Source organism: Luminiphilus sp. nBUS_07 (assembly GCF_051201685.1).
GTDB lineage: Bacteria > Pseudomonadota > Gammaproteobacteria > Pseudomonadales > Halieaceae > Luminiphilus.
In genome coordinates, this window is the sequence record NZ_CP179213.1 from 2,493,603 (window position 1) to 2,513,152 (window position 19,550).

The 19,550-nt window shown below is 51.6% G+C and carries 18 protein-coding genes; 6 read left to right on the forward strand and 12 right to left on the reverse strand.

Going from position 1 to position 19,550, the window contains the following annotated elements:
- Positions 1-28 precede the first annotated feature (28 nt).
- The 7 genes from ACMAZB_RS11075 to infC all read right to left on the reverse strand — a co-directional run bounded on the left by ACMAZB_RS11075 (position 29) and on the right by infC (position 5,428).
- Complete coding sequence (locus tag ACMAZB_RS11075) at positions 29-391, reverse strand: MerR family transcriptional regulator (protein WP_435211852.1); 363 nt, start codon at positions 389-391, stop codon at positions 29-31.
- Positions 384-698 (reverse strand): integration host factor subunit alpha, encoded by a 315-nt coding sequence (gene ihfA / locus ACMAZB_RS11080; protein WP_007235867.1) that lies wholly within the window; start codon positions 696-698, stop codon positions 384-386. Before ihfA ends, ACMAZB_RS11075 begins: the two co-directional genes overlap by 8 nt.
- A gap of 9 nt (positions 699-707) precedes the next feature.
- Positions 708-3,077 (reverse strand): phenylalanine--tRNA ligase subunit beta, encoded by a 2,370-nt coding sequence (pheT, locus tag ACMAZB_RS11085; protein WP_435217193.1) that lies wholly within the window; start codon positions 3,075-3,077, stop codon positions 708-710.
- A 12-nt stretch (positions 3,078-3,089) separates the two neighbouring features.
- Positions 3,090-4,109 (reverse strand): phenylalanine--tRNA ligase subunit alpha, encoded by a 1,020-nt coding sequence (gene pheS / locus ACMAZB_RS11090; RefSeq protein WP_435215998.1) that lies wholly within the window; start codon positions 4,107-4,109, stop codon positions 3,090-3,092.
- A gap of 118 nt (positions 4,110-4,227) precedes the next feature.
- A complete protein-coding gene (gene rplT, locus ACMAZB_RS11095; RefSeq protein ID WP_435217195.1) occupies positions 4,228-4,587 on the reverse strand; it encodes a 50S ribosomal protein L20 in 360 nt (119 codons plus the stop codon).
- A gap of 28 nt (positions 4,588-4,615) precedes the next feature.
- A complete protein-coding gene (gene rpmI / locus ACMAZB_RS11100) occupies positions 4,616-4,810 on the reverse strand; it encodes a 50S ribosomal protein L35 (RefSeq protein WP_007235871.1) in 195 nt (64 codons plus the stop codon).
- Positions 4,811-4,885: 75 nt separating this feature from the next.
- Positions 4,886-5,428 carry a translation initiation factor IF-3 gene (gene infC / locus ACMAZB_RS11105; protein ID WP_435216000.1) on the reverse strand — a complete coding sequence of 181 codons (543 nt, stop codon included), beginning with the start codon at positions 5,426-5,428 and terminating at the stop codon, positions 4,886-4,888.
- Between the two features lie 362 nt (positions 5,429-5,790).
- On the opposite strand from infC, the gene ACMAZB_RS11110 reads away from it, so the two are divergent.
- Positions 5,791-6,252, forward strand: coding sequence for a hypothetical protein (locus ACMAZB_RS11110; protein ID WP_435217196.1), 462 nt, complete (start codon positions 5,791-5,793; stop codon positions 6,250-6,252).
- A gap of 41 nt (positions 6,253-6,293) precedes the next feature.
- Here the strand turns inward: ACMAZB_RS11110 and ACMAZB_RS11115 are convergent, their stop codons facing one another.
- Together ACMAZB_RS11115 and thrS are read right to left on the reverse strand one after the other, a co-directional pair.
- Positions 6,294-7,316, reverse strand: a complete 1,023-nt coding sequence (locus tag ACMAZB_RS11115) for a helix-turn-helix transcriptional regulator (RefSeq protein WP_435217198.1) — start codon at positions 7,314-7,316, stop codon at positions 6,294-6,296.
- Between the two features lie 400 nt (positions 7,317-7,716).
- The gene (gene thrS, locus ACMAZB_RS11120) at positions 7,717-9,636 is read right to left on the reverse strand and encodes a threonine--tRNA ligase (RefSeq protein WP_435217199.1); all 1,920 of its coding nucleotides are present in this window, start codon (positions 9,634-9,636) and stop codon (positions 7,717-7,719) included.
- A 660-nt stretch (positions 9,637-10,296) separates the two neighbouring features.
- On the opposite strand from thrS, the gene ACMAZB_RS11125 reads away from it, so the two are divergent.
- Both ACMAZB_RS11125 and ACMAZB_RS11130 read left to right on the forward strand, forming a co-directional pair.
- Positions 10,297-10,995, forward strand: a complete 699-nt coding sequence (locus tag ACMAZB_RS11125) for an iron-containing redox enzyme family protein (protein WP_435217201.1) — start codon at positions 10,297-10,299, stop codon at positions 10,993-10,995.
- A gap of 34 nt (positions 10,996-11,029) precedes the next feature.
- Positions 11,030-12,943 (forward strand): TIR domain-containing protein, encoded by a 1,914-nt coding sequence (locus ACMAZB_RS11130; RefSeq protein WP_435217202.1) that lies wholly within the window; start codon positions 11,030-11,032, stop codon positions 12,941-12,943.
- On the opposite strand, the gene ACMAZB_RS11135 is transcribed toward ACMAZB_RS11130, so the two are convergent.
- Complete coding sequence (locus tag ACMAZB_RS11135) at positions 12,940-13,125, reverse strand: hypothetical protein (protein ID WP_435217204.1); 186 nt, start codon at positions 13,123-13,125, stop codon at positions 12,940-12,942. The genes ACMAZB_RS11130 and ACMAZB_RS11135 overlap by 4 nt on opposite strands.
- A gap of 103 nt (positions 13,126-13,228) precedes the next feature.
- On the opposite strand from ACMAZB_RS11135, the gene ACMAZB_RS11140 reads away from it, so the two are divergent.
- The 3 genes from ACMAZB_RS11140 (at position 13,229) to ACMAZB_RS11150 (ending at position 17,356) form a co-directional block, all read left to right on the forward strand.
- Positions 13,229-14,350 (forward strand): S53 family peptidase, encoded by a 1,122-nt coding sequence (locus ACMAZB_RS11140; RefSeq protein WP_435217205.1) that lies wholly within the window; start codon positions 13,229-13,231, stop codon positions 14,348-14,350.
- A gap of 304 nt (positions 14,351-14,654) precedes the next feature.
- Positions 14,655-15,350 carry a response regulator gene (locus ACMAZB_RS11145; RefSeq protein ID WP_435217206.1) on the forward strand — a complete coding sequence of 232 codons (696 nt, stop codon included), beginning with the start codon at positions 14,655-14,657 and terminating at the stop codon, positions 15,348-15,350.
- A complete protein-coding gene (locus ACMAZB_RS11150) occupies positions 15,347-17,356 on the forward strand; it encodes an ATP-binding protein (RefSeq protein ID WP_435217208.1) in 2,010 nt (669 codons plus the stop codon). Before ACMAZB_RS11145 ends, ACMAZB_RS11150 begins: the two co-directional genes overlap by 4 nt.
- A 16-nt stretch (positions 17,357-17,372) precedes the next feature.
- Here ACMAZB_RS11150 and ACMAZB_RS11155 read toward each other — a convergent pair whose 3' ends face one another.
- Entirely contained in the window at positions 17,373-17,795 is a 423-nt protein-coding gene (locus ACMAZB_RS11155; protein ID WP_435217209.1) for an arsenate reductase ArsC, read from the reverse strand.
- Positions 17,796-17,949: 154 nt separating this feature from the next.
- A complete protein-coding gene (locus tag ACMAZB_RS11160; protein ID WP_435217210.1) occupies positions 17,950-19,476 on the reverse strand; it encodes an arylsulfatase in 1,527 nt (508 codons plus the stop codon).
- Between the last annotated feature and the right edge of the window lie 74 nt (positions 19,477-19,550).

A 19,550-nucleotide genomic window follows, 5' to 3' on the forward strand; every position in this document is an offset into this window, starting at 1 on the left:
TACATGGGTAAAGACGTGGTGGTAAGTGTCAGAGCGGAGGATTTAGCAGAGCCTGAGCTTTTAGTAAGTCGCTAATGCAGTCTCGAGCCACCTGTTGAATCTCGACGGGTGTCGGTACCTCGTCTTCTTGGGTCATACGTTGCCGTGCACCGCCGATGGTGTAGCCCTGCTCGTACAGCAAACTGCGGATCGTGCGAATCATCTCAACATCGACGCGCTGATAGTAGCGACGGTTTCCACGGCGCTTAACGGGTTTTAACTGCGGAAACTCTTGCTCCCAGTAACGCAAAACGTGGGGCTTCACGGCGCAAAGATCGCTGACCTCGCCAATCGTAAAGTAACGCTTAGTGGGGATGGGAGGAAGTTCACTGTTGTGCGTGGGTTCAAGCATTATCAAATCCTCCCAATTCAGTCACCTGTTCAACCTTTGCCTTGAGTTTTTGACCCGGCCGAAAAGTCACCACTCTTCTGGCCGAAATGGGGATTGCCTCGCCAGTTTTCGGATTTCTTCCGGGTCGCTGACGCTTGTCCCTTAGATCAAAATTTCCAAAGCCCGACAGTTTGACTTGCTCATTGTTCTCAAGACAAATACGTATCTCTTCAAAGAACTGCTCTACCAGTTCCTTGGCCTCACGTTTATTCAGGCCCAGCTCCTCAAAGAGCTTGTCGGCCATCTCAGATTTTGTCAGTGCAGACATGATATTTCGCTATGCCCTCAACTCCGCATTGAATTTTTCTTTCAGAAAATCAACGACTTGGTTAATAATCGCAGACACTTCCTCATCATCAAGAGTGCGCGAGCCGTCTCGAAAAGTCAAACCGAGAGCGATACTTTTTTGGTGTTCACCAACGCCGCTACCGGTGTAGACATCGAAAAGCTTCAAGTCAGCCAAAGCCGGCCCTGACACATCGCAAACAGCATCCAACAACGCGCCGACCTCGAGGTCGCGCCCAACCACAACCGCAATATCCCGCCGGGTCTCGGGGAAACGCGAAATATCCTCGTAAGCTGGTACGCTGCCTTGACGCACTGCGCTCAGATCCAGTTCAGCAAATACGGTATTCGCGGGTATGTCCAACTGCTGCGCCGCCTGAGGGTGCACCGTCCCTAAGAACCCAATCACTTTGCCATCGAGGGCGACATTGGCCGTTTGACCATCATGCAGCCCCGAATGGCACGCCGAGATAAATGTGACGTCAGCATCGGTACGCCCCAGTAGTTGTTCTAGCTCCCCTTTCATGTCGAAGAAATCAACTCGACTACTGTCATCTGCCCAGTTTTCTGTGGCTCTGGTACCAGACATTGCTAGCGCGAGCATCGATTGCTCGGCGTAGGGTTGCCCGGTGGTAAAACGGCTACCTGTCTCGAAAAGTCGCACTCGAGAGTTCTGACGCTTAACGTTATGTGCCACCGCAGCCGCCAACCCAGGCAGAAGGCCTAGGCGCATTTCTGACAGCTCACTAGAAATAGGATTCTTTACTTTGACCGCCTGACCCTCAGGCCAGAACACCGCTTGCTGCTCTGGCGCCACAAAGCTAAAGGTAATCGCTTCCTGGAACCCTCGCGATACTAAGCCTTGTCGCAGGGTGCGCAGCGATCGCTGCGCCTCACTAACGGGTGTGATCTGAAGCTTCGCCTCAATATGGGCAGTCGGCAAACGGTTGTACCCATGGACTCGAGCCAACTCTTCAATCAAATCGACCTCTTGGCTCATGTCGAAGCGCCAGCTGGGGGCAACACATGTCCAGGAATTTGACTCATCATAGGTCACATCGAACCCTAACCCCTGCAAAATACGCGTCACTTCATCCTCTGGCAGTGCTAAGCCTAAAACACGCTCAATACGCTCCGCACGGAGCACGAGTGTCGACTGCTCGGGTAAATCTTCAGGGCTGACCACCTCAGTAACAGGGCCAGCGCTGCCGCCGGTTACGGTCAGCAGCAGCTCAGTTGCCCGCTCAATAGCACGCCGTTGCAACTGCCAATCTACCCCTCGCTCGTAACGATGAGAGGCATCGGTATGCAATCCGTAGCCTCGCGCTCGACCGGCGATTAGGGCTGGCGTAAAGAAAGCGCTTTCTAGAAAAATAGATCGCGTCTCAGCGGTAACACCACTGTTAGCACCACCCATAATGCCCGCAAGCGCCAAGGGTCGCTGGTGATCCGCTATGACCAAAGTCCCATCAGTCAGCTGTATCTCCGAACCGTCCAGTAACGTCATGGATTCATTAGGCGTTGACTCACGAACGACAACGCCGTGTGACAACGTATCCAAATCAAAAGCGTGCAGCGGCTGGCCCATCTCCAACATGACGTAGTTAGTCACATCTACGACCGGGTCTATCGTACGAAGCCCCGACCGACGCAAGCGTTCAGCCATGTACAAAGGCGTGGTCGCGGCAAGATCAACACCCTCAATAACTCTGCCGAGATACCTTGGGCATTGTGCACTTGCCACCACCTCGACAGGGAAAGTGGTGTCAATAGCCGGTTGAACGGGCTCTACGGGAGGCTCGCAGGCCATTAACTGATTGAGAACTGCGACATCCCGCGCAATACCGGCAATACCAAGACAATCCGCGCGGTTAGGTGTTAAGCCAAGTTCAAGGGTCACGTCATTCAGAGCGAGATAGTCACGTAAGTCCTGTCCCACCGGCGCATCGGGAGCAAGCTCAAGCAGTCCGTCCTTTTCATCTGACAGAGACAGCTCTGCGGCAGCGCACAACATGCCCTGACTCTCAAGCCCCCGTAATTTAGCTTTCTTAATTTTGAAATTGCCCGGGAGCACTGCGCCCAGACGTGCCAGAGGTGCTTTTAAACCCACACGAGCGTTGGGCGCACCACAAACAATTTGTACCGTCTCATCACCAGCGTTTACGGTGCAAACACGCAGCTTGTCGGCGTCGGGGTGCTGATCTGCCGTTACAATCTCCGCAACAACCACCCCCTCAAAAGACCCTGCAACCGGCGTAATGGCATCGACCTCCAAGCCAGCCATTGTCAGCTGCTCGGCCAACATTTCAGCCGACAAACTGGGGTTAACCCATTCGCGCAACCACTGTTCTGAAAAAATCATGGTTCGCGTCCTCTACTGAAACTGGCTTAAAAAGCGCAGATCGTTGTCAAAATTTAGCCGCAGGTCACCAATGCCATAGCGCAGCATAGCCAAACGCTCCACGCCCAAACCAAAAGCAAAACCCGTAAATCGCTCGGTATCGATGCCCGACATTTCAAACACCCGCGGATTCACCATGCCGCAGCCCAATACTTCGAGCCAGCCCGTATGGCTGCACACCCGACAACCCTCACCGCCGCACTTCACACACTGAATATCAACTTCAGCCGAAGGTTCAGTAAAGGGAAAGTAGGAGGGTCTAAATCTCACCGCGAGATCATCGCGCTCGAAAAACGCCTGCATGAAAGCTTCCAGCAAGCCCTTAAGGTCGGCAAAGCTGGATCGCTCGTCAACAAGCAAGCCCTCTATTTGATGGAACATGGGCGAATGCGTTAAATCAGAATCGCAGCGATAAACTCGCCCAGGACAAATGATCCTCAACGGCGGCTCGCGGGATTCCATAGTTCGAATCTGCACACCCGAAGTGTGGGTGCGCAGCACATGCGTTTCGTCAATGTAGAATGTATCGTGCATAGCCCGCGCGGGGTGATGAGCTGGAATATTGAGGGCTTCAAAATTGTGATAATCGTCCTCAATTTCAGGGCCTTCAGCGACGCTAAACCCCATTCCGGTGAAAAAATCCTCTACCCGCTGGATGGTTCGAGTAATGGGATGTAGTCCTCCAAGGTCAACACCGCGCCCAGGTAACGTCACATCGATTTTTTCAGCTTCAATCTTCTGCTGCAAAGCCGCCTGCTCAAGCCCGGTTCGCCGCTCATTGAGCACACCGGAAAGCTCCTGCTTCACCGCATTGATGAGAGCACCGGCTTTGGGGCGTTCCTCAGCGGACAGCCCTCCTAAAGTTTTCAACAGCCCAGTCAAAGCACCCTTTTTACCCAGATACTCAACGCGAAGCTGCTCTAGCTCCTGCGGTGTTGATGCCTGTGCTACCGCGGCTATGGCTGCTGATTTTATTGCCTCTAGGGATTCCATGCTTTCCATCTCAACCGTATGCAAACACTGGCCACTTCTGACCATAAAAAAAGGAAGGAGCAAGTGCGCCTTCCCTCATAGGATACTGCAGTCGGGCCTGCAAGACGCAGGCCGCTGATTAAGCTGCCAGAGCTGAGCGCGCTTGCTCCACAACCGCTGCAAATGCAGCCTTGTCATGCACGGCCAAATCGGCCAGCACACGTCGATCCAGCGCTATATCTGCTTTCTTCAGGCCATTAATAAGCCGGCTGTAGGTCAGGCCGTTAGCACGGGACTGCGCATTGATGCGAGTAATCCAGAGTGCACGGAACTGACGCTTTCGCTGCCGTCGGTCACGATAAGCGTACTGACCTGCTTTGGTGACTGCCTGCTTGGCTACCCGAAACACACGTGAGCGCGCTCCGTAATACCCTTTCGCTTTGCTTAAGATTTTCTTGTGACGACGTCTAGCCGTCACACCACGTTTTACACGAGCCATAGTCTTTTACTCCAAGTGATGAGGACGGTTATTTAGCACGAAGCATACGATCGATCAGCACTTTATCTGCCTGATCAACCATAGATGTGCCGCGCAGCTGACGCTTACGCTTGGTCGTCATCTTGGTAAGAATATGGCTTTTATGAGCGCTTTTGCGCTTATAACCGCCGGCGGTTTTTTTAAACCGCTTGGCGGCACCACTGTGAATTTTTGCTTTGGACATGGATACAACTCCGCATTTGGCCCGCTTACGCAGGCGAGTTTTTCATTGATCGGGGCCAGAGGCATTCACTGGCCATTAACCCCGCTTCTTAGGTGCGATAACCATCGTCAACTGTCGGCCTTCCATTTTCGGAAATTGCTCAACGTTGCCGAGTTCGCTCAGGTCGGCTTCTACTCGTTTGAGTAGCTCCATGCCGATTTCCTGATGAGCCATTTCACGCCCGCGATACCGCAGGGTGACTTTGGCCTTATCGCCGTTCTCAAGGAAACGCACCAGGTTGCGTAGTTTTACCTGGTAGTCCCCTTCGTCCGTCCCTGGACGAAATTTCATTTCTTTAACTTGGATTCGTTTGGTCTTCTTTCGCTGCGCAGCTTTTTGCTTTTTGGCCTCAAAAATATGCTTTCCGTAGTCCATAACTTTACAGACTGGCGGATCAGACTCTGCCATCAGCACGAGGTCCATGCCTGCTGCTTCTGCAGCTGCTTGAGCCTCGGCGATTGGCACAATGCCCACTTGCTCTCCCTCAGCACTGACTAAACGCACCTGAGAGGCTGTAATTTGCTCATTCGTAATGGCTTTTTTGCTTTTGCTGTCGCTCTTAATACCCTCGATCTCCAGTTAGTAAAGAGCGCGGATAGTACAGGCAAGCGAGGCCAAGCTCAAGATGCCTCGTTGGTATAAATAACCGACCCAAATCCTTCTACCGCGGCTGCATTCGTCGGGCCAACCTTTATGGTTTCACCAGAGGGCAAAACAGCGAACTCGGACTTGCCCGCTTCGCCTCTGAGCTGTGACCCCGGCAGGGGTAAAGTCAGTGCGCGTCTCCCCGCGGACCACCATAAAAATCTCCGACTAAGCCACGGCTATTTTTGGCCAAAACCTATCTTTTCGCGGCAAGTCATTAATTCTCAATGGAAGGCTACTGACAATTTACTGAGATCTCGATAACGTCGGGCTCAATGAACTAGAGGTCCATCAACATGAACTTGCTCGACATCGATCAGTTCCAGTGGCAGCACCACCAAGAAATTGTTGCGGGCGCGCCCCCCATCGATTACTGGAGCTCGATACTTTCCATTAGCAACAGTGGGCGCCTAGAAATGCTATACCGCTGGGAGCCCAATGCGCATTGCCACTTTCACCGCCATCGCGCAGAGACAACATCGATCGTTTTGCAAGGCGAGCTCAATGTAGCCGACTACGTCAATGGCAAAGTCACTAACTCATGGGTGAGGCCAAAGGGGCATCGCGCCTTCGGTGAGGGCGATGAGGTTCATCGAGAATGGGGCGGGCCGCAGGGCGCTTTGGTGTACTTTAGCCTGTATGCCGCAGATGGATTGCTTGCAGATCAGCTAGATTCCCAAGGCAATATCATCAGAACCACGTCTTTGAGCGATGTCAAAAAACACTATGATAAAAATGCTGCCACCCTGCAGCACTGAATGCTGGGGGGGGGTGCCCCCTTTCACTCTAAAAAAACTGGCTACTTGATAGAGCTCACGAGATCCTGCTCGGCGCACCAGCTCAGAGGAGAGCAACCGAAGCGCTGGGAGAAGTACCGCGAGAAATTTCCAGTGTTTGAAAATCCAGCGTGATTTGAAATCAAACTGACCGAAAAAACCCCGCTACGCAGCATAGGCAACACAACTTCATCTCGAGATTCGTCGAGCAAACACTGAAATGTAACGCCCAAATCACGTGCTAAACGCCGTTGTAACGTGCGTTTGTCGCAATGCATGCGCTCGGCTAGACGGGTGAGCTGATAACGACCCGTCGGCAAGGTTGCCCGAATCCAACCTTTAATTTCACTCTTGAGCACAGCACTAAGGTCGCCCTGTTTATAGGCATCCAATGCGCTGTTGGCCTGTTGGGTAAACCCCGTCAGTCCTTTGCGATAGCCCGGGTTAGGCCTAGCTAATACATCGCGGTGAATAAGCACACCCGTATCTGGGCTATCCACATTGATGGGAACGGATTGAAAATGGCTGGGCCAACGCAAACCCACTCTCGATGGCGTCAAGTGTAGCGAAGTGGGCTTAAAGGCGCCCTCTGAAATTGCGCCCAAACCCGAGACGACTTGCATCAATGCCGTGCCGGCAACGATCTCCGCGGCATGCTCATCCTTCGTGCTGTCTATTTCCACCCACGATGACAGAAAAATATAATCGCCTTGAGGCCTCACCTGCCAAACAATGGGGGCTGCATGCAGGGGATTGTACCGCAGCAACACAGACAGCATCGCACCCACGTTGGGTGCCTCTTGAAACAGGGAGCCGAGAACTCCGGCGTGGTTTTCTGACTGATCATCGACCCACCCTGCAATTAATTCCGGGCCTTCCTCAGCCATGGGCAAAAGCAACCGACAGACATCCGCAAGCGGAATTTCGGGGTTCATCGTGTACGGGTTCGAAGTGGATGCCTGTTGAATGGCTTCCTGACAATTACCGTCTGGAGACCACTTTGGCATTCCCCAAATGGCGGCGGTTTCGACGACACCTTGAATCATCTGATTAGTCCGAATGCGTTAGATTTCGCTCATGTTGACCATGGACCACCATTTGTCAAGTCAAAGGCCACAATGTTGTTAAAGCCCGCACCAAATTGTGTAAACGGTGTCACGAAATGATAATTCAGGGCCGCCCAGCCGAACCTGCCTAGCGTTAGGTCTGATCCCATAAAAGAGCGACCCAAACGGCTTTTTACAGATCAATCGTTATTGGCAACCTCTTCAAACCGCCACCAATCCTAGGGTGCCTTGCAACAGCGGCTCTCGCACAAACATCTCAAACCACTTCCAAAACGATTGACTCAAAAATGCGAAACCGTTCACCCCACGCACCACTTCAATGGATTATGGAGAATCTTTACCGGCAATTTGAGTCTTGGCTACCTCGATCTGCCTCGCACTAAGCGTCTAGGCGTCCCTTCTTAGCTGACATATCGCTCATTAACTGCATGAGCTCTGCCAAATTCAAGCTGCCAAGATCTGCACCATGACGCCCTCTTACCGCCACGGTACCCGCACTCATTTCTTTATCGCCGACCACCAAAACTAGCGGCACTTTTGCCAACTCGTGCTCACGAATTTTAAAGCCTATTTTTTCATTGCGAAGGTCAGTACCCGCTCTGAAACCGGCCTCCTTGAGATCGGCTGCCACCTGCTGAGCATACGCCCCCTGTTTATCTGTAATCGGTGCCACGATTGCCTGCTGAGGCGCAAGCCACAGCGGAAACTCTCCTTCGTAGTGCTCTATGAGAATGCCGATAAACCGCTCAAAGGATCCCAACACAGCACGATGCAACATGACGGGAACCTGTCTACTGCCATCCTCCGCGACATACTGTGCATCGAGGCGGCCAGGCATTGAGAAATCAACCTGAATCGTACCCAGCTGCCAAACTCGGCCGATACAGTCCTTAAGAGAGAATTCAATTTTTGGGCCATAGAATGCACCCTCGCCAGGAAGCGTCTCCCAATTGAGATTCTTGGCATCTAAAGCCTCTGCAAGGGCTGCTTCAGCTCTGTCCCAGTCTGTCTCGGAACCCACCCGCTCGGCGGGACGGGTCGATAACCGATAGATAACCTCGGTAAAACCAAAATCGGCATACACCTCGTGCAGCATGTCGATAAAAATGGCAACCTCAGACTGAATTTGCGCCTCCGTGCAAAAAATATGCGCATCGTCTTGGGTGAATCCTCTTACCCGCATAATGCCGTGTAAAGAGCCCGAAGGTTCATTGCGGTGACAGCTGCCAAACTCTGCAAGCCTCAGAGGCAAATCTCGGTAAGACTTTAAGCCCTGATTGAACACCTGAACGTGACACGGGCAGTTCATGGGTTTTACAGCAAACTGTCGGTCGTCGGCGTCAAGGGTGAACATTCCTGATGCAAACTTATCGGCATGACCAGATCGCTGCCAAAGTGAAATATCGACCACCTGCGGTGTTTTTATCTCCTCGTAATCGAAGCGCAGTTGCTGCTTGCGCATATAACTTTCAATCACCTGATAAATCGTCCAGCCAGGAGCATGCCAAAACACCATACCGGGGGCTTCTTCCTGAGTATGAAAAAGGTCGAGCTTTTTGGCGATTTTGCGATGGTCGCGTTTTTCTGCTTCAGCAATTCTGTTGAGGTACGCCTTCAGTTCTTTTTTGTTGCCCCAGGCGGTTCCGTAAATGCGCTGCAGCATCTGATTGTTAGCATCACCGCGCCAGTAGGCGCCCGCGACCTTAGTCAATCGAAACGCTTTTAATTTGCTGGTTGTGGGCACATGGGGACCGCGACAAAGATCCATCCACTCACCCTGTTTATAAACAGAAATCTCTTCTCCCTCTGGAAGCTCCTCAATAATCTGAACTTTGAAGTGCTCTCCCATGTTACGAAAAAGATCAATCGCTTGATCTCTCGAGTACACAACACGTTCCACGGAAAGGTCTGCACTCGCGAGCTCCTCCATGCGCTTTTCAATACGCTCGAGGTCTTCAGGGGTGAAATTGTGGCCTGTGGCAAAGTCGTAATAGAAGCCATTTTCGACGGTGGGGCCAATCGTGACCTGTGTGCCGGGAAATAACTGCTGTACCGCCTGAGCTAATAAGTGCGCGGTGGAGTGTCGAATGATCTCAACCCCCGCTTCGTCACGCTCGGTAATAATACTCAAGGCACTGTCTGATTCGATAACGAAGGAGGTATCTACCTCGCGCCCATCAACCACGCCGGCCAAAGCGGCCTTGGCGAGACCAGGCCCAATATCAAAAGCCACATCGGCCACAGAGACCGCGTGCTCGAAGCTGCGCTGAGACCCATCTGGAAGATTAATGACTGGCATACTGACATTCCTTTTAACAGCCCCAAAGCCTTATGGAGGCTATACGCTGAAGTAATAATTAGTCCCAGAGCGACGGGTCACCGACGAGTAATTTGATACTCACACGACCGAACATCCACCAATGGGAGGTTCTGGGCCGGTTGCCAATATTCGAAACGATTAGCGAACATCGCAGTAGCGAAGCCCTGAGCAGTTACCATAGTATCGCAACCGTATGCACTGCGCACCAAGTGCCCGCGAGGAAATCGAAATACATCACGATCGAAGGGCCTATAAGTCGCTATCGGATATCGCAACCCCTGATTAACGATGACCCACAAGCCGACATGCTCGCGCTAAACCTACCCTTCAGCAAGGAGATTGATGGCGCTTCCATAACAGCAGAATCACCCTTGTAGTCACACCACATCCAAATGCCGTAACACTCTAGGGCTTAATTCCGATAACCCGCCGCACCAATGATCTAAGATCACAGCGCCCTGATCAAACCCAGCTGCCACTTGGTCATAGCGCCTGTAGGCCTTGTGGCTTCAAAACAGTCGAGCATGCAAGTGCTGTCGAGGCCAAATCTAACGGACACAAGCTATATCATCTGTATGCACCGAGGATTCGTACGGTATCGTAATGTTTACAGAGCAATGATGAACAGGGACAGCCATCATGGAAGAAAACAGGGAAAGCGGCAGCACTCAGCTGTCACACAGTCAAGTTTTGCGCAGCAAAATAGCAATGGTAATGCCGAGACTGCACGAGCAATTGTACCAATTTTGGAATCATCCCCGCATTGGCGACATGTTCCCAAAACACCTTGAAATTCTCTATCACACGGTGCACGCCAGTGTGCCTCTGCTTGAAGCAGCGCTCTCCGAGGCGCAGCGACTCGAGCCAACCTGTCCCGTAGCACGCGCGCTGATTCCCTACCTAGAAAAGCACATCGCAGAAGAAAAAGATCACGATATGTGGGTGCTCGAAGATCTTGCAGTTTTTGGTATCGACAGGAAAAGTGTGATTGAACAAATTCCACCCTCTGTGGTCGCAACACAAATAGGCAGCCAGTACTACTACATTAAATATGCCCACCCATTGGCCGTCATTGCTTATCTGGCGGTTGTGGAGGGCTCTCCACCGATGGCCGATCAGCTTGACCGCCTGGTGACCAATACCGCGATACCGAAAGAGGCGATGCGAAGCTTTTACAAACACGCAGACATAGATCGCTATCACAGTCAGGAGCTTTGGGCCTTCATCGATACACTGCCACTCACTCACAAACAAACAAATCTGCTAGGCTTAAATTCGATGCTAACGACTGAGCACGCTGCGAACACCCTCGAATACCTACTGGAAGACTTCAGTTGATGGAACCAATGGACCCAACGACGATGTACATACGATGAGAAAGCCTGATTCCACGGTAACAGACGGTGGTCCGTTTGCCTTCGTTTGCTACTCGCACCGAGATGCATCGACGGCTTATAAGGAAATTCAGCGATTTCAACAAGCGGGCATCCGGGTTTGGTACGACGAAGGTATTGGAGGAGGTGACGAGTGGGCTGACTCAGTGGCCACCGCTATCGCTGAAAGCACCGTATTTTTTTTCTTAGTGACTCAAAACTCTGTTCAGTCAGAGCACTGTAGACGAGAAATTAACTTTGCTCATAGCTGTGCCACAGCGGTGACCCCCATTTATTTGGAACCTACCACCTTACCTGCGGGCCTGAAACTTAGCTTGAATAATCGACAGGCAATCATGAAATATGAGCTGCCAGAAAATGATTATGAAAAAAAGATCGCATCACTCTCAGCCGCGAAGGAACTTAACTTAACAAACAGTTCGTCAAACGAACCTGCAGGAAAAAGTCAGCCTACAGTGCGGATCAGTACTGCTCTCCCAACCCCATCGAGCCGTCCCGGAATTGCAGTACTGCCGTTCAAGAATAGGTCGTCTGATGAGGACATAGATTTCATATGCGAGGGTATTGCGGATGAGATCATAACCGCAATGTCCGATATTGAAGGGGTTAGAATAATTTCCAGCAGCTCTGCAAACAAGGTGGATCAGCAGACCACCGACATCCGAACAATAGGCTCACAGCTGGACGTGAAATATATTCTGGAAGGCAGCATACAAAAATCATTACAACGTCTGAGAATTACCGCCAAGTTACCCTGCACTGAGGGCGATGAAATACTTTGGGCGGAGCGATGGGACTGCACAATCGATCAAATTTTTGACGTGCAGGAAACAATTGCAATCAGCGTTTTAAAAGCGCTTCAAGTTCAACTCAGTACCGCGGAAAGCGCGCACCTAGCTGAGCGTCATATACCTGACATTCAAGCCTACGAATATTATTTACGTGCCAGACAGTTGTCCAAGACCTTTACCGAAGACGCATTACAAGAAGCGCTGGACTACCTCAGGCAAGGCGAGGCTATTGTTGGCGAAAACGCCTACATTATTGCGGCGATGGGACAGATTTATTGGCAGTTTCACAATGCCGGCATAGACTCTGACTCGAAAAATCTCGATGCCGCGGAGCAGTGTGTCGCGAGGCTTTTTGACCTTGATCCCAACTCCGTCGATGGAAATAGACTCTCTGGATTACTCAAAGCTAAAACCCCGGACAGCATATTCGAAGCCGTAAGGCATTTAAGAGTCGCCTTAGAGGCTCACCCGAACGACCCAGAGACACTGCTGTGGTTATCGCTAATATTTGCCGCTGCCGGACAGATTACCGCTGCCAAGTCGCTTTCCAATCATTTACTGAACATTGACCCCTTGACTACCGTTAACCTCGTACTACCTGGCTTTATTAGCATGCTCGACGGCAATCTGACTCAAGCAACCAATGAACTTCTCTACAGCCATGAAATGAACCCTGGCAACCCAATAACAACGCTCGTATATGGCCAGTCCCTCGCCATGACGGGAAATAGTTCCGCTGCTATACCTGTGCTTCGCTCTCTCAAGACCCTGCTGCCTGGCACTTTTTTTTCGCGACTTGGCGAGCTCTATGCCGCTAGTCTCGAAGGAGACTCAAAAACTGCACTGCGGCTGGCCTCAGACCAACTCAAATCAGAAGCGCAATCTGACTGGCAGTATTCCTGGACTCTTGCGCAATGCTTTGCGGTTACCGGTAACAGCGAAGAGGCTATTGACTGGCTAAACAACGCAGTTCGTCATGGGTGGATGAACTATCCACTCCTTAATGAGCATGACCCTCTGCTTGAGTCCCTTAGAGGCCATGAGAGATTTCACGCTCTCATGGTGGACGTAAAGGCAAGGTGGCTCGCCTTTGAGGTTTAGATGAAAGAGGCAGAAGCCTGCGCAGAGTCCTCATCAGGAACCTGATCTTTCACCTTTTTGAGTATTCTTGCCAACTCCTTGTGCTCGTCGTCGTCAAGGGCTTCGAGCGCAGCTTTTGCCGAGTCGGGCAAGTCTTCTTTCACAACGCCAGCTCTATGTAACTCCAAATGCTTATTCGACATCCGATGTCTTCCTTCTGTTATTGGCCAAATTATTTCTGTTTTTGCGTGCTGAATCACATATTATTTCAGGACAACTCGCGTCGAATAAGGTAGGCCCAACAAAATGAAAAAGCAAGCGTTCCCTAAATGGTTGCCGAGAGAAGTTGCTGAACACTATGACTTTCCCCTGAACGAACTCGATGGCGGCAAGCAAAGCGTGGCGATTATTTCACTAGGGGGCAAACTTAATATTGATGAGCTGCGCCAAAACTTCACTGACATGGGCGCCCCTATTCCATCACTCAAAATTTATGACGTAGACAGTGATAGCATTGGTCATGAACAAAACAATTCCCCGACGACAGAGACCCACTTGGACCTCGAGGTCATTGGTAGCATCTGTCCTAACGCAGCCATTAACATCTATCGCGGAGCGAACAATGGTGGCCCAGGGTTTGCGCAGGCGCTAGCCGCAGCGGTTGAAGCTAATAATTCAGTTATTTCCATCTCATGGGGAAGACCGGAATTAGATGGCGACGACACCTGCGCGCTAGAAGAAATTCTCCAAGTCGCAAGGAAGTTAGATATCACGGTATGTGTCTCCGCTGGCGATGGGGGCTCCTCGGGGCACCGCGAAGGTCTGCATGCGATTCCAGCGCCCGACAATAAAGCTCATGTGGAATACCCTGCGTCCAGCCCCCATGTTCTTTCTTGTGGAGGCACACAGTTACTGGCTGACGGCGAGGGCTTTAAAGAAGTCGTTTGGAATAACAGTGACCCCATTTATAAAAGCAGCGCTACCGGAGGAGGCGTCAGCAGATTATTTCCCCGGCCTTCATGGCAAGACGCCCACGGAGTCGATATTACGTCAGTCAATTCAGGAGAATCGGGACGTACCGTGCCTGACGTATCAGCCATCGCGGCTGGAGGAGATTGGCTGATGTTTGAAAACTCAGTAAGCAAAATCGCGGGGGGCACCAGTGCCGTTGCTCCCCTCATGGCTTCTTTAGTGGTGCTTGCTAATCAAAAACGCGAGTCAATCGGAAAATCGAGGCTTGGATTCATTACAGATAAACTTTACGAAATAGCCACGGCAAAAAAAGGCTTTGTCAGCGTTACGCAAGGTCACAATAAGCCCACGCCCCACTATCCAGGTTATACAGCTCGTGCAGGGCACGACGCCTGCACTGGCCTGGGCTCACCACGGGCTCGTGAACTCATCAATGAGCTCGCTAAGCTCGCATAAAACCTTTTCCCGAGTCGAAAATCACATTACGCGCTTTAGGCTCTACAAGTCTTGACTGCAACGTCACAACCCCCACCGAAAGGCACAAAAACTCAGATTCATTTTCACTTCCAGTGACCAACTGAACATGAGAAGCGCTTCTCACATTGTGTAATGATGAGTGAACGGCCACTGAGCCACCCTAGGCTTAATTGATAATAAGAAGGTATGTTAGCCACTTGCCGCGGGGCTCTACTCAACCAAGCCTGAACCTTGAGAGCGGCGGCTACTAGCGTAAATACGATCGAGAACACTGAGGAAAACCATGAAGCAACGAGTGGCGTTGGTTGAAGATGAACAGGCACTGGCCGCCAGTTATCAAGAGTTTTTGCAACAAGCTGGATACAGCGTAGCCCTGTATGCAACTGCGGAAGACGCCATTGCCGGGATTAAAAATCTTCGACCCGATTTGATTCTTCTAGATATTGGGTTGGGGCACGATCCTGAGGCCGGCTTTGAGCTATGCCGCACTCTGCGAGCGAGAGACCCTCTCGTACCCATCGTATTTTTGACCGCTCGTAATGAAGAGGTTGATATCATTTCGGGACTGCGGCTAGGCGCTGACGACTACCTCACAAAGGATATTTCGCGGTCGCACCTTCTTGCTAGAATCAACGGACTTTTGCGACGCGTAGTGGCCCTGAGAAACCCAGAAAATCGCGAGCAAGTTCTGAAACGGGGAGAACTCGAGCTGAACAGTGAGCGCCTGACGACAACTTGGGGCAAATCACAAATTGCCCTTACCTACACCGAATTTTGGATGCTCTACGTCATGGCGAAAAATCCCGGGCACATCAAAAGTAGAGAACAGCTGATGGAGGCGGCCCGAGTCGTTTTAGATGACAGTACGGTTACCTCGCATATCCGCCGAATACGGCGAAAATTTGAAATAGTAGACGACACATTTGATCACCTTGAGACCGCTTACGGCTTGGGTTACCGCTGGCGGGGAGATGTGTGAAGCTACGCCATCAACTTGCCGTTCTATCGCTGACGTTTTTCGCCATTCCTTGGGCGGGGTGTGAATTCCTCAGATCTAATGAGCAAACACTGAGCCTGCTGCAGGAGCAGTCACTCCAAGCCACAGGGCGGGCTATCGCTCACGGACTCTACAACGACAGCAGCTTACTTTATCCAGAGCCGCAAAGAGCCTCCGCCCCATTTAACGATCGGTCACTGCAAATTCGCACTCTACCCTCAACCCCAATTCTCGATGGCTACTTTGACGACTGGCCTGAAACTGACTGGCGACGATTTGGCACAGCGCGTCGGCCCCTCGATCTAGATCTCGGTAAGCGTGATGAACAGCTTTTCATTGCCGTAAAAGTCGTTGACGGCAGCAAAACCTACGATACCTCCTCCCCCGCTACAGAACCCAGTGGTGACCGCCTAGTCTTGGTGACTTGGCTGGGCAATCAGCGACAACGTTACGTCATCAGTACCGCCGCACCGGGCAAAGTTGGCGCGCGCCCTTTGAGTCGACAATTGATGTCGGCTCAATCCAGCGCAATCGCAGGCTACTGGGTAGACACTAGCACTGGATACCAACTGGAATTAACGATGCCACTCGCCTTGACCGGCCAACGATTAGGTATCTATTACCTCGACGCGGATGAGGGTGGCATCAGCGTCAGGGGCAACGTGACTCCCCTCGATACCGATGCGCCACCCTGGCTTGTACATAGCACTGCCGAGCTAGATCAGTGGACAGACCGGTACAAAAATCGAGAAATTGGTGTGCAAATTTTAGATCGCTGGGGATGGCCCCTAGCGACAGTTGCTGCGGCAAAACAACCTCAACAGCCCACAACCTTTTGGCTCACCCCATGGCTATACCGCCAAATACTTGGCACACCAGCCATACCCGCTACTCAACCAATGACAGACACGGGGCAAATTGTCAGCTCAAGTATCTCGGCGGCGCGGCGAGGACTTCAAGCGCATGAGACAGTTGTCACCGATGAGGGAATGACCACCCGCTTCAGCGCACCGATTAAGGGCCCAGAAGGTGTTATTGGTATTGTGGTGACTGAGAGCAGGAGGAATCACTATTTATCGGTCAGTGCACCCGCCTTCGAGGCCTTGTTAGTGGGCGGTACTGGCGCACTGATTTTGTGTTACCTCACCGTGCTTATTTTTGCCATTGTGCTGAGTCAGCGGATCAGCCGACTGTCAAAGGCAACTCAAAATTTAACGGCTACTGACATGGCGCTTCCTCTCGATCAATTTGACGACGAACTCACACAGCTGACCAATGCCTTTAATGCCCAAATCTACAAGCAGCAAGAGCTTCAGGCCTACCTAAAAGCCCTACCCCAAAGCCTCGCCCACGAAATTAGAACACCCCTTGCCATTATTCGGTCAGCCATTGCCTTGTTGACAGACGGTGAGCAATCGTTACCTGAGCGTCAGCAAATCATCGCCAGAGCGGAGGACGGTATTGGTCGCCTGACTCAACTGCTTGCCACAATGAATGAGGCTAACCAACTGGAGCAAATTTTGGGGCAGGAGCCCCTCAAAACAACCGACATGAGCGCCCTAGTTGAAGAGCTGGCAGGGGCCTATAACATCACATTTCCAAAGTGGACCTTTGCAGTGCTCGCTGACGAAACTGCTCTCGTTACCAACATATCCCCCGACCTTATTGCGCAGGCACTAGACAAGTTGGTGGCCAATGCCACCTCATTCGCCCAGCCGGGAACCACGATTGCCATAAAACTGGGCCGTCGGGGGCTTTGGTGGCGATTAACCGTTATAAATCTCGGACCGCCAATTCCCGCTGACACCGACAAGCTTTTTGCCCCCATGGTCTCGCTGCGCGATCGGAATCAAAAAACTGAAGGCTCTCTCGGATTGGGTTTGTATATTGTGAGTTTGGTAGCTCGCCACCACCAAGGTGAACCCTGGGCACACAATCTAGAAGATGGCACGGGCGTAGAAGTGGGCTTCACCGGTTTATTGACTTAACGCGACCTAGCGCTCATCAAGACTCGTCTGCCATGGCCAGCCAAACGGGCACTTGTGCTTCGATGGTTGCGATTACCGCTTTGAAGGCCGTCGAAGCCTGCTGAGGGTCCGATAACTTAGAGGGATCCGGCAGCGGCCAGTGCATTTTTTTCGCATCACCCAACCAAAGTGGGCACGCCTCTCCAGCTGCACTGTCACAAACGGTCACTACTAAGTTAGGTGGGTTTTCCTCCACCTGCTCCCAACCTCCACTTTGAAGACCCTCTACCGAATACCCGTGCGCGCCTAATTGATTAAGTGTTTCAGGATAAATAGCACCGGCAGGTTGGCTGCCCGCACTGCTCACTTTTAAAACTCCGTTACCCCTCGCCCTTGTAATAGCTTCACATAGAATACTGCGGCACCGGTTGTGCGTGCAGACGAATAAAATATGAAACATTGGACCACTCCTTTTTGCACAAAAAAAAGACCGCTCCTTGGAGCGGCCCTATTTTTAATTCATGACAATCACTGCCAACACTTCAACCTATCAGGCGACCGCCAATGAGTGGCAGTAGCAATCACTAGCAGTAATTACCCAGAAATCAAGCGCATTAGTTGGTTGCCGAGCGCTGCATATTCTCCAAAACCTGGTCGATAGAAAAGCTGGCGGGCTTTTGTCTGGGAGGGTACTCGACAAAAGTTGCCAAAAACTCTCCAACGTAGGTTTGGGCTGGCAACAGCAAGAACACATGCTGAAACCACCAGTCCTTGTAATGAATTGACTCGTGCTCGGCCTCTTCAAAAGGATCGGTGTATAAGTCGAAAATCTTGGGCACCCGCAACTGCACAAAAGGATCTGCCCATACATCGAAACTGTGGGCCCGCTGCTCAGCGAAAACTGCTTTCCAACGCTGGTAGCGCATCCCTACAAGGTTGCCGTCATCGCTGAAATAGAAGAACTCAGAGCGAGGACTTTCGTCTGTCTCGCCCGCCCAGTAAGGCAGCATATTGTAGCCATCGAGATGAACCTTGGTATTCCCCTCACCAAAGACGCTGCCCTTGCTAACCTGTTCTTTTAAGTCAGTGTCACCCAGTGCCGCAGCAATAGTGGGAAACCAATCCATATGACTAATAATGTCGTTAGAGCGCGAGCCTGGCTCGATTAAACCGGGCCACTTAACCAGCAGTGGCACCCGATATCCACCTTCCCAGTTGGTGTTTTTCTCTCCCCTGAAAGGCGCTGTACCACCATCGGGCCAGGTGAACTTTTCGGCGCCATTATCAGTGGTGTACATCACTACCGTATTGTCGGTGATGCCCAAATCATCAAGCTTATCGAGCATTTGGCCGATCATTCCGTCGTGCTCTACCATCCCGTCGGGGAATACACCAAGCCCAGTAACGCCCTCTGACTGGGGCTTTAAGCGGGTGTGCACGTGCATACGCGTCGTGTTGTACCAAAGAAAGAAAGGCTTATCTGCCTTTACTGCTCTTTCGAGAAAATCCAACGCGGCGGCGGTAACCTCTTCGTCAATAGTTTCCATGCGCTTTTTGGTCAGCGGACCCGTATCTTCAATACGTCCATCTGAGGAGGATTTTATGACGCCTCGGGGACCAAATTTCTCTCGAAATGCTGGGTCCTTCGGGTAGTCAGGATGCTCAGGCTCTTCCTCGGCGTTTAAGTGGTAGAGGTTGCCAATAAATTCATCAAAGCCGTGGTTGGTAGGCAGGTGTTCATCGCGATCACCGAGGTGGTTCTTCCCAAACTGGCCCGTCATATAACCTTTTGACTTCAGGTATTCCGCAATTGTGGGGTCACGCACATCCATACCTTCCGTAGCACCCGGAAGGCCAACCTTTAAAAGGCCCGTTCTAAATCCTGACTGTCCGGTTACAAACGCGGCGCGCCCTGCAGTACAGCTTTGCTCGCCATAGGCGTGTGTAAACAACATACCGTCTTTCGCAATTCGGTCGATATTGGGGGTTTCATACCCCATCATGCCCTGATTGTAGGCACTGACATTCCAATACCCGACATCGTCACCCCATAGCATCAAGAAGTTGGGTTTATCGGCAGCAGAAGTAGAAAAAGTAGTGAGAAGCAGTGCTGCACCGAGGCAGCGCTTTAGTAAGATCATAAAAGTCTCCATAACTTTATTGTTCGTCCTAGGTCTAGGGTACATTAGCGAAGCCTAACCTTCACTACTATTAT

Coding starts and splice junctions, on each gene's coding strand:
- ACMAZB_RS11135 (WP_435217204.1), bottom strand. CDS start 13,125: ATGTCGAATAAGCATTTGGAGTTACATAGAGCTGGCGTTGTGAAAGAA.
- pheT (WP_435217193.1), bottom strand. CDS start 3,077: ATGATTTTTTCAGAACAGTGGTTGCGCGAATGGGTTAACCCCAGTTTG.
- ACMAZB_RS11160 (WP_435217210.1), bottom strand. CDS start 19,476: ATGATCTTACTAAAGCGCTGCCTCGGTGCAGCACTGCTTCTCACTACT.
- ACMAZB_RS11145 (WP_435217206.1), top strand. CDS start 14,655: ATGAAGCAACGAGTGGCGTTGGTTGAAGATGAACAGGCACTGGCCGCC.
- ACMAZB_RS11140 (WP_435217205.1), top strand. CDS start 13,229: ATGAAAAAGCAAGCGTTCCCTAAATGGTTGCCGAGAGAAGTTGCTGAA.
- pheS (WP_435215998.1), bottom strand. CDS start 4,109: ATGGAATCCCTAGAGGCAATAAAATCAGCAGCCATAGCCGCGGTAGCA.
- ihfA (WP_007235867.1), bottom strand. CDS start 698: ATGTCTGCACTGACAAAATCTGAGATGGCCGACAAGCTCTTTGAGGAG.
- ACMAZB_RS11155 (WP_435217209.1), bottom strand. CDS start 17,795: ATGTTTCATATTTTATTCGTCTGCACGCACAACCGGTGCCGCAGTATT.
- ACMAZB_RS11110 (WP_435217196.1), top strand. CDS start 5,791: ATGAACTTGCTCGACATCGATCAGTTCCAGTGGCAGCACCACCAAGAA.
- ACMAZB_RS11125 (WP_435217201.1), top strand. CDS start 10,297: ATGGAAGAAAACAGGGAAAGCGGCAGCACTCAGCTGTCACACAGTCAA.
- ACMAZB_RS11130 (WP_435217202.1), top strand. CDS start 11,030: ATGAGAAAGCCTGATTCCACGGTAACAGACGGTGGTCCGTTTGCCTTC.
- rpmI (WP_007235871.1), bottom strand. CDS start 4,810: ATGTCCAAAGCAAAAATTCACAGTGGTGCCGCCAAGCGGTTTAAAAAA.
- thrS (WP_435217199.1), bottom strand. CDS start 9,636: ATGCCAGTCATTAATCTTCCAGATGGGTCTCAGCGCAGCTTCGAGCAC.
- ACMAZB_RS11115 (WP_435217198.1), bottom strand. CDS start 7,316: ATGATTCAAGGTGTCGTCGAAACCGCCGCCATTTGGGGAATGCCAAAG.
- rplT (WP_435217195.1), bottom strand. CDS start 4,587: ATGGCTCGTGTAAAACGTGGTGTGACGGCTAGACGTCGTCACAAGAAA.
- ACMAZB_RS11075 (WP_435211852.1), bottom strand. CDS start 391: ATGCTTGAACCCACGCACAACAGTGAACTTCCTCCCATCCCCACTAAG.